Source organism: Accumulibacter sp., assembly GCF_031732815.1.
GTDB lineage: Bacteria > Pseudomonadota > Gammaproteobacteria > Burkholderiales > Rhodocyclaceae > Accumulibacter.
In genome coordinates this window covers 30,709-38,476 of sequence record NZ_JAVMKF010000318.1, presented here as the reverse complement: position 1 = coordinate 38,476, position 7,768 = coordinate 30,709, and the positions used below count along the sequence as shown (strand labels likewise).

The following is a 7,768-nucleotide window of genomic DNA, read 5'->3' as shown; positions in this document are numbered from 1 at the left end:
ACGTTCTCGATCTTCGCCGGCGTCTACTACTGGTTCCCGAAGGTTACCGGCCGCATGTACAACGAGTTCTGGGGCAAGGTCGGCTTCTGGATCACTTTCGTCGGCACCAATATCGTCTTCTGGACGATGATGGACATCGGCGTCAAGGGAATGCCGCGGCGCTACTACGACTATGCGCATTTTTCCCAGTTCGAGGGCGCACATCAGTTGATGACGATCGGTGCTGTGATTCTCGGCGTCGGCTTTGCGATCGCGCTGATCAACTGGATCGTTGGCGCCGCCAAGGGACAGCCAGCGGGCGACAATCCGTGGGGCTCGATGTCGCTCGAATGGACGACGGTCTCGCCGCCGCCGCACGGCAACTGGCCGACGCCGCCGTCGGTCAGCGAGGAGTGGACGCCGTACGCATACGGCAAGCGCTGACCCGCCGTGTTCAGCGTGCTCTGCCAGGGCGCCTGCGGGCGCCCTTTTTCTGCTGTCGCGATGCTTGACGACCGATCCGAATGAACAAAGCTCGTGCGCTCGGATTCGTCGCCGGCGGGGTGATCCTCGTTCTCATTGCTGCCTGGCTGATTTGGCGAGGCGTCGAGCAGATTCCTCCGGTACCGGCTTTCGATCCCCGCCAGGCGCGCCTCTCTTCGGCCACCGTGCTCAACGACGAAAAGCCGCTGCCGGCCTTTTCGCTGCTCGGTGCGCGCGGCCGCTTCGACAATTCGGCGCTTGCCGGACGGTGGACGCTGATGTTCTTCGGCTACACGTTCTGCCCGGATGTCTGCCCAACCGCGCTGCTCTTGCTCAAGGAACTGAAAGCCAAGCTGGCCGAACGTTCGATCGCCGCGCCGCAGGTGGTGATGGTTTCGCTCGATCCGGCACGCGACACGCCGGCGACGTTGAAGAACTACACGGCTGCCTTTGATGCCGACTTCTTTGGCGTCACGGGTAGCGACGAAGCGCTGGCGCCGCTGGTCAAACATCTTGGGGTCTATTACTTGCGCCACGAGCAGGGCACGAGCTCAGGCTATCTGGTCGACCACAGCGCAGCCATCTACCTGATCGATCCGCAAGGGCGCCTGAAGGCGGTTTTCTCGCCGCCGCAAGATCTGGCGCGCATGCTGGTCGATTATCCGGCGCTCGTTCGCTGAGCCGCTGGCCGGGAAGCTCCAGTCCATGATGTTCGTTTCCAGGCGCGAACGGTTTCTGGCCGACGGCCGTGCGCACCGCTCGTGCGGTGCCCGGCGGCGGTCGCCGGCCGACCGCCAGAGGCTGGCGCCGGGCGGATGCTTGGCGCGATCCATCTGGTGTTACACTCGACTCCCAAAAAACAACGCCTGCCAATGCTTGCTGCTCCGTCGATGAAGCCTGCCAATCCCGTCCTCACTACCTCCTTCGATCGCCTGCGTGCCTTTGCCGCGATGACCAAGCCGCGGGTGGTCTGGTTGATCGTCTTCTGCGCGGTAATCGGCATGTTCATGGCGACGCCGGGCATGGTAGCGCTGCCCATTCTGCTCGCTGCGACTACCGGAATCGCGCTCGTTGCCGGCGCAGCCGCGGCGGTCAATTGCCTGATTGAAGAGCACATCGATGCGGCCATGGCGCGCACGCGGACGCGCCCGCTGCCGCGCCGGGAGGTTGGTGTCTTCGAGACCTTCTTCTTTTCCGGCGTGCTCGGTGGCGTCGGTCTCTCGCTGCTCTATCGGCTGGTGAACCCGCTTACCATGTGGCTAACGCTGGGCACCTTCGTCGGCTATGCGCTGATTTACACGATCTACTTGAAACCGCGCACGTCGCAGAATATCGTCATCGGCGGTGCGGCCGGGGCGATGCCGCCGGTTCTCGGCTGGGCGGCGGTCACCGGTCAGACGCCGATCGAGGCCTGGTTGCTTTTCCTGATTATCTTCGTCTGGACGCCGCCGCATTTCTGGTCGCTGGCGCTCTACCGCGCGCGCGAATATGCGGCCGCCGGTTTGCCGATGCTGCCGGTGACGCACGGTGCCGAATACACTCGCCGGCACGTCTTCCTGTATACCGTCGCGCTGACTTTCGTCACGCTGCTGCCTTTTGCCGTCGGGATGAGCGGGGTCCTCTACCTTCTTGCCGCGCTGGCGCTCGATGGCGTCTTTCTCGCCTACGCGTGGATCGTCTGGCGGAACTATTCCGATCGCGCCGCAGCGAAGACTTTTCGCTGGTCGATCATGTACCTCGCCTTGCTCTTTGCAGCACTGCTGGTCGACCATGCGTTGCGCTAGCGAGACGCCAGTCGCAGCGGCGGGCGGCCGCCTTTGCGGGACCGGCTGCGATGACTGAGCTGTTGCCACCCTGGCCGCTATTTTCGGCGTTTCTCGTCTCGAGCCTCGTTCTTGCGCTGACTCCCGGGCCGGGCGTACTCTACATTGTTACACGCAGCCTCGTGCAGGGTCGGCGGCACGGCTTGCTGTCGGTCTTCGGCGTGGCGCTTGGCAACCTGGGCAACGCGCTGGCGGCTTCGCTCGGGCTGGCAGCTCTGTTTGCCGCGTCCGCGCTGGCTTTTTCGATTGTCAAGTACGCCGGCGCGCTCTATCTCGTCTATCTGGGCGTCCGCATGCTCAGCTCGCGCCCGTCTGCGCCGGCGCTGGCGGTTGCCGCGCCATCTTCGCTGAATCGCGTTTTTCGGGACGGTTTCGTCGTCGCCTTGCTCAACCCCAAGACGACCGTCTTCTTTGCTGCGTTCCTGCCCCAATTCCTCAGCCCGGGCGCGCCTTTCGTCGTGCAGAGCGTCACCCTGGGTGCCGTTTTCGTCGCCATTGCGGCGCTCACCGACAGCGCCTACGCGCTGGCTGCCGGCGTGCTTGCCCCGCGCTTGCGCGGCGGCCGCGGCAGTGATCTGGGGCGGGCGCTTGGTGGCCTGATGTTTATCGGTCTGGGGCTGTTCACCGCACTTGCCGGCTCGCGCGCAGCGAACAAATAGGAACCGTCGGCTCGTTCGGCGGCAGCGTCGGGGCGGCTGGCGCAGGCGCGCCCGGTGCATGATTCACGCGTCGTCGGCGGAGCAGACTCGATTGCGACCGCTTTCCTTGGCGCGGTAGAGTGCGTGGTCGGCGCGTGCATAGACGCTTTCCCAGGACTCGTCGGGCGCTTCGGGGCGAGCGAGACCCGCGCTCACGGTGACCGTCAGCCGGCCGGCAGGCAGCTCGATGGTTTGCGTGGCGACCGCTTGGCGCAGGCGCTCGGCGATCAGGCAGGCGGCCGCGGCATCCGGGTTGCCCAGACAAAGCACGGCGAATTCCTCGCCGCCGACCCGCCCGAGGATCTCCAAGTTGTCGCGCGTGTTGCGGCGCAGGATCTCGGCCACGCTGATCAGCACTTTGTCGCCCGCGTCGTGGCCATAGGTATCGTTGACCAGCTTGAAATGGTCGACGTCGAACAGGATGAGGGCAAAATGCTCGCCGCCGCGCCGCATCCGCGCGAATGCTTCGCTGCAACGCCGGCTGAAGTGGCGGCGGTTGTAAAGCTTGGTCAGAAAGTCGGTGATCGCTTCCTGCTCGAGGCGTGCATTGACCTCTTGCAACTGGTGAAAAGCCGCCTCCTTTTCGGCTTCGATCAGCAGCCGCCAAGCCTCCGCTTCGAAGCGGTGGGCGCAGATTTGTGCGATCTCGCGCAGCACCTCGCCCTCTGCTGGTGTCGCAATCCGTTGCGATGAAATGATCGCGTAGTGCCCGATCATCTCGCCGTTCGGGCCCCAGAGCGGAATGCCGACATAGCTTTCGAAGGTGCTTGTCTTCTCCGCCGCAAAGTTCCGACAGACGTCGCCGGGAATCACCACCGGCGCGCCGTCGAACACCATTTCGCATGGCGTTCCGACCAGATCGAACTCGAAACTATCGCGCAGGTCGCCGTCCTGCCAAGCCGCCAGGACGCGCACGCGCGTCGGTGGATGGTCGAGCAAGCGCGTGACGAAAACCATATCGGCTTTGAATAGCTGACCAACCGCGGCGACGCTCGTCGTCAGGAAGTCGTCACCCAGGTAAGGCGCGGTGATGTCGACCAGGCGTTTCAATATCGTATAGGCGTCGCCAACGATCATTCTCTTCTCCTTTAAGGCAAAGATGCGGTCAGGCGAATCCCGCCGGTTGCCCATGCGCACCGTTGGTTCGGCCGTCCTGCGCGACCCTGCCGGCAGCGGCGACGCGGTCGACGAAGCGGGCGATGGCCGCGATCACCGCCTGCGGCTGGTCCCGGTGCGGCGAATGGCGGCAGTCTGGCAGGGCGAGCAGTTCGACATCGGGTGCGCGTTCGGCGATGCACTCGATCTGTCGCATCGTCGCGTACTCGTCTTCGCAGCCCTGGATGGCGAGCAACGGACAGGTGATCTGCGGCAGGCAGTCGGTGATGTCCCAGGCGCGGAACTCGGGGGCCAGCCAGATATCGTGCCAGGCGCGAAAGACCGCATCCGGGTCGCGGTGGAAACGTGCCAGTCGCTGCGGCCAGTCGGTTGTTGCGTAAAGTTCGCCGGCGCGCCGGATGCCGGCGAGCGCTTGTTCCTCGACGAACTCGTGCGGTGCCAGCACGACGACGCCCGCCACACGCGCCGTTGGGTGGGCCACGTGCAGCAGGGCAATCGACCCGCCGTCGCTATGGCCGATGAGAATCGGACGCTCGATGTGCAAGGCGCTGAGCAAGGGAGGCAGTCCCAGGTGCGCCTCGTCGTGCATGTAGCGCGCTGTCCGCCGAGCGGGCAGCGGATCCGAGTTCCCGTAGCCGAGGCGCGACCAGACCAGCACGCTGCAGCCGGTCGCCGCGGCCACCTGCGCCGGAAAGTCGCGCCACATGGCGACGCTGCCCAGGCCTTCGTGCAGCAAAACGAGGGGCGGACGACCCCCCCGTTGCGCCGGGAGGCGCAAATACTCCAGTCGTCGTCCGGCGACCTCGATGAAGGGCATGCTCAGGCTGCTCGGCGTAGGGTCAACATGCGCTGCAAGTGTACCCGCGTAAAGTCAACCGGCGCAACCTCGGCCACGCGCGCGGGCTGAAGTGGAGGTCTGCCGCTCACGGCAGACTCCGGCGGGTCGGTGACCAGCCGGACGAGCGGGCCGTCCGTCGGTTTCTGTCCAGCGTGCCTGTTCTCGCCAGGGACTTGGACGATAGTTGACTGTGGTTGTGCGGATAGGTACGATACGCCTGTTCCAAGGGGGAGTAGCTCTCCGCCAACGCATCGTCAGTACGGCAGGGTGATCAGACCTGCCCGGTTCGTTGGGCGGCCGACAGGGATTCGACTGTGGGCCGCGAGCAAGACCTTTGCCGCGCAGGCGAAGGTCCGTTACCCGCATTTTGGCCGGCATCGCGAGCGCTGGACAAAAGGGCTGCCGCACGACGCGGCCGTGTATGGGTAAGTACTTTGGAGCACTGACAATGGAAACAATTGGCACCTGGTGGATGTGGGCGGGCTTTGCCGCCGTCGTTCTGGTCATGCTGGCGATCGACCTTCTGCTGGTCGGCGGCGGCAAGCAGCACCGCGTTTCGTTCCGGGAGGCGGCAACCTGGTCCTGCATCTGGGTGGCGGTCTCGCTGCTCTTTGCCGGTGCGCTCTGGTGGTATCTCGACAATAGTGCCGGACGCGAGATTGCCAACGAGAAAACGCTGGAGTACATCACCGGCTATCTGATCGAGAAATCGCTCGCCGTCGACAACGTGTTCGTCTGGCTGCTGCTCTTCAGCTTCTTTGCGATTCCGCTCGAGCTGCAGAAGCGCGTCCTCATTTTTGGCGTACTCGGCGCGATCGTCATGCGCACGATCATGATCTTTGCCGGAGTCTGGCTGATCGCCAAATTCCACTGGATCCTCTATGTCTTTGGCGCGTTCCTGGTAATTACCGGGATCAAGATGTGGTGGTTCGCTGACGAGCAACCTGATCTCGCGAAGAACCCGGTGATCGCCTGGATTCGCCGGCATATGAAGGTCACGCACGAGCTCGATGGCGAGCGCTTCTTCGTGATGCGGCAGGAGGCCGGCCAACTGGTGCGCTACGCGACACCGCTCTTCCTGGTCCTCGCTCTCGTCGAATTCTCAGACCTGATCTTCGCCGTCGACTCGATTCCGGCCATCTTCGCGATCACCACCGACCCCTTCATCGTTCTGACCTCGAACGTGTTCGCGATTCTTGGTCTGCGCGCGATGTACTTTCTGCTCGCCGACATGGCGGACCGCTTCTCACTGCTCAAGTATGGCCTGGCGCTGGTACTGATGTTCATCGGAGTCAAGATGCTGCTCATCGACATCTTCAAGATTCCGGTGCTCATCTCGCTGCTGGTCGTGGCCGCGATCATTTCTACTTCGATCGTCCTTTCCCTGCGCAAGGAGGCGCACGCCGGCCGTCCGGGCGGTGACGCTGCGCCCGGTGGCAAGGCCGGCTGAGGCCAGGCGCGCGCCGAGTGAGCGAGCGGCCAGACGCGATCATTCCAGCGCGCGCCGAAACGCTCGGCGTCCTGCGCTTGATCGGGCGCGGTGAGTTGCTGCTCATGCTCGAGGGTGATGCCGACGGCTACGGTACGCGCTGGACGCTCGGTGGTCAGCAAGTGCAGCCGGCGATCGCGCGCTACCTGATGGACGGTGGCTACCTGGCGGAAATCGCGCGCAGCGAACTCGGCGTCCGTCGGCTGACCCTGAGCGCGGCTGGAAAAGCATTGCGCGACAACGGCTTGCGCTGGTGGGCGAGCCTCAGTCTGCGCGAGAAGCTGCAGGTCATCGTTCTCGGCTAGGCGCGCCGCCAAGACAAGACACGGTTGCCGACGAGCAGCGCGCCCGGCGCGCGCCAGCCAGCGTTTCCGGCCTGCTGGCGCGCTGCTCAGTCGAGCCAGCGGATTGGTGATGCCAGTGCCGGACGTCGGCCCGGGCGATCGACGTAGTGGCGGGCGATCGCAGCGATATCGACGGCGGGATCGCCGCTCAGCGTGAGGTAGGCCAGGATGCCGGTCTGCCGGCGCGCATAGTCTACGAAACCGAGCGCCAGCGGGACGTCGGCTGCCAGTGCAATGCGGTAGAAGCCGCTTTTCCAGCCGGCGGTCAGTGCGCGCGTCCCTTCCGGTGCGAGGACGAGAAGCAGCCGCGGCTGCGTGGCAAACTGCGCTGCCATCTGGGCGACGAAGCCATTGCGCACGCGACGATTGACCGGGATACCTCCCAGGCGGCGCAGCAAACGCGCGAAAGGCCAGCGAAACAGCGAATCCTTGGCCACCCAGCGCACTTCCAGGCCAAGTGCAAGTTTGGCCAGCAAGGCGTAGAGCGCGTCCCAGTTGGAGGTATGCGGGTAGGCGACGAGGACCGCGCGCGCCGGCCGCTCCGGCGGTTCGTGCAGGGTCCAGCCGTTCCAGGCGAGCAGACGAGCGGCCAGCTTTCTCAACATCCGCGCACTTTAACCCAGTCGGCGTCGTTTTTGCGCTGTGCTGCGCGCAAGGGCGAGCGCGGTGCCCGCAATGCTTCGCTCGGGCGAGCCACTCTGCTTGCGCGGATTGTCGGGAAGCGCTGCCTGGCGCGCGTGCACGCCGCTTGCGTGTTCGCTGCCGCGGGCGACCGGGGGCTTGCGGGATCGACCAGTGCTGGGCAGGACGCGCCAGGGCTCTTCCCGAGCGTAGATTTTCCGCCGGCGATCGCGATGACAGCGAAGCGCTCGCCGGTCGTGGCTCCCGCCGGCTTGATGAGTTGAAGGACGGGATCGCTTGATCTGGATCAATGCGCGCGGGGCAAGAATGGAGTAGGAATGAACGCGTTGCTCGTCGCTTCTGCGTCGCCTTCGGCT

At 64.8% G+C, this 7,768-nt stretch carries 9 protein-coding genes; 6 read left to right on the top strand and 3 right to left on the bottom strand.

The features are described from left to right. From RKP46_RS19540 to RKP46_RS19525, 4 genes are all read left to right on the top strand, one after another. On the top strand, positions 1 to 423 hold a 423-nt coding region (locus RKP46_RS19540; RefSeq protein ID WP_311108168.1), incomplete at its 5' end, for a cbb3-type cytochrome c oxidase subunit I. Positions 424 to 503: 80 nt separating this feature from the next. Next, positions 504 to 1,142: an SCO family protein gene (locus RKP46_RS19535; RefSeq protein ID WP_311108167.1), complete on the top strand. Its 639-nt coding sequence runs from the start codon at positions 504 to 506 to the stop codon at positions 1,140 to 1,142. A gap of 210 nt (positions 1,143 to 1,352) precedes the next feature. Next, positions 1,353 to 2,246: a heme o synthase gene (gene cyoE, locus RKP46_RS19530; protein WP_311108166.1), complete on the top strand. Its 894-nt coding sequence runs from the start codon at positions 1,353 to 1,355 to the stop codon at positions 2,244 to 2,246. 50 nt (positions 2,247 to 2,296) lie between these two features. Beyond that, positions 2,297 to 2,944: a LysE family translocator gene (locus RKP46_RS19525; RefSeq protein WP_311108165.1), complete on the top strand. Its 648-nt coding sequence runs from the start codon at positions 2,297 to 2,299 to the stop codon at positions 2,942 to 2,944. A gap of 63 nt (positions 2,945 to 3,007) precedes the next feature. Here the strand turns inward: RKP46_RS19525 and RKP46_RS19520 are convergent, their stop codons facing one another. Continuing rightward, the gene (locus RKP46_RS19520; RefSeq protein WP_311108164.1) at positions 3,008 to 4,060 is read right to left on the bottom strand and encodes a sensor domain-containing diguanylate cyclase; all 1,053 of its coding nucleotides are present in this window, start codon (positions 4,058 to 4,060) and stop codon (positions 3,008 to 3,010) included. Between the two features lie 28 nt (positions 4,061 to 4,088). After that, complete coding sequence (locus RKP46_RS19515) at positions 4,089 to 4,916, bottom strand: alpha/beta hydrolase (protein WP_311108163.1); 828 nt, start codon at positions 4,914 to 4,916, stop codon at positions 4,089 to 4,091. Between the two features lie 469 nt (positions 4,917 to 5,385). Between RKP46_RS19515 and RKP46_RS19510 the strand changes: the two genes are divergently transcribed. After that, the gene (locus RKP46_RS19510; protein WP_311108162.1) at positions 5,386 to 6,387 is read left to right on the top strand and encodes a TerC family protein; all 1,002 of its coding nucleotides are present in this window, start codon (positions 5,386 to 5,388) and stop codon (positions 6,385 to 6,387) included. A gap of 17 nt (positions 6,388 to 6,404) precedes the next feature. Continuing rightward, positions 6,405 to 6,731: a hypothetical protein gene (locus RKP46_RS19505; RefSeq protein WP_311108161.1), complete on the top strand. Its 327-nt coding sequence runs from the start codon at positions 6,405 to 6,407 to the stop codon at positions 6,729 to 6,731. Between the two features lie 86 nt (positions 6,732 to 6,817). Here RKP46_RS19505 and RKP46_RS19500 read toward each other — a convergent pair whose 3' ends face one another. Further along, positions 6,818 to 7,375, bottom strand: a complete 558-nt coding sequence (locus RKP46_RS19500; RefSeq protein WP_311108160.1) for a 1-acyl-sn-glycerol-3-phosphate acyltransferase — start codon at positions 7,373 to 7,375, stop codon at positions 6,818 to 6,820. Positions 7,376 to 7,768: the final 393 nt, after the last annotated feature.